Here is a 1,345-nt window from a genome sequence, read left to right on the forward strand (position 1 = left end):
CCCGGCCCAACCGACACCGCCATGTTTGAATGAGTGTCCGACAGTGTTAGGGAGTATTTGGCCAGCCGCATTCCTATGGGGCGACTGGCTAAGGCTGAAGAAGTTGCGGCTACGGTACTGTTTTTATTAGGTGATCAGAGCAGTTTAATTATCGGCAAAGATATAAGAGTCGATGGCGACCTGACTCAGTTACAATACATTCTGCTTGCTATACGCCGACAGAATCACATTGATTATACTTAACTCGCCAGCCTTAACTGTAGTTATTTCGGCATCTGCCCGCAATTAGGCATAGTCAGCTCACCCACCAATTGAAAATATGCGCACATAGTATGTCCGCTTTATCGGATAGAATCAATAGACAAAGCCCTCTTGCTGAAAGCCCGTTAAAACGATCCTACCGATAGCTTATCGGCTTCCAGAAACTGATACGCTTTTCTGACGTTGTCAACGCTCATCGGTCAAAGTATTTCGCTCATTGTTGCTTTTATCTCGCCCACATAGTTCACTGAATTACGTGTACCCTTTTGAGTATGCAATAAAACAACATTAGAGAGTGTCGTCGAATATTCAAACAGAAAGGGACTTCACACCCTCCTTAAATGAAATCTGGCAAAAGTTCGTTAGCTAGTCGTTTTAAAGTCGGAACGATGTCAGCCCTGTTAAAGCGAAGATTCAATGCAACATGGTTTATGCCAATATGCTGCAGCTCCCTCAAATAAGAACGCAGAGCATTGACACCAGAGCTGAACCCAAGATGTATTGGGCGAGGTGTCGCATCGGGATCACTTTGAAGATCTATATACAGCGACTGCATTGCCGGCTTATCCATAATACCGGCTTCGTCCATTCTCCTGCGCCATTCTGTAATAATAGCCGCCTGGGCGTCGATACGTCGCGGATATGTCATCCAACCATCGCCATTACGTGCGAGCCAGTCAGGGCTTTGCCGACTAGATCCCGTAATCAATAGTGGCAACTTACCCGATGCCGGCTTGGGAAGAAGCTCGATGCCTCTGCCCGGGTTACCGAACGCATTACTAAAGCCTGGCTTGTTGTCCCAAGAATCGCGGATGTAGTCAATGCTTGAACGGAAGCTCGATCCGCGGTTTTCAAACGGAAAGTTAAATGCAGGGTACTCTTCTGGGCGATCACCGGATGCGACACCCAATAAAATGCGCCCTCCAGACAGAACATCTGCACTAGCGGCGGATTTAGCAACATGGGCGGGGTGTCGTAACGGCAAGACAATACTTGACACGCCGAGTGCAATTCGGCTGGTGTTACCCGCTAAATATCCAAGGTATACGAAAGGATCGAATAATTGTCCCGCATCACCGAATGT

2 protein-coding genes are annotated in these 1,345 nt (G+C 47.7%); one reads left to right on the forward strand and one right to left on the reverse strand.

Features of this window, described 5'->3' with window-relative positions:
* The first annotated feature begins 33 nt into the window (after positions 1-33).
* Positions 34-243, forward strand: coding sequence for an SDR family oxidoreductase (locus tag AC3WVG_RS11940; RefSeq protein ID WP_333973118.1), 210 nt, complete (start codon positions 34-36; stop codon positions 241-243).
* A 355-nt stretch (positions 244-598) separates the two neighbouring features.
* Here AC3WVG_RS11940 and AC3WVG_RS11945 read toward each other — a convergent pair.
* Positions 599-1,345 (reverse strand): TIGR03571 family LLM class oxidoreductase (locus AC3WVG_RS11945; protein WP_488798341.1); only part of this gene is annotated, 747 nt, incomplete at its 5' end.

This window comes from Desulfovulcanus sp. (genome assembly GCF_982781345.1).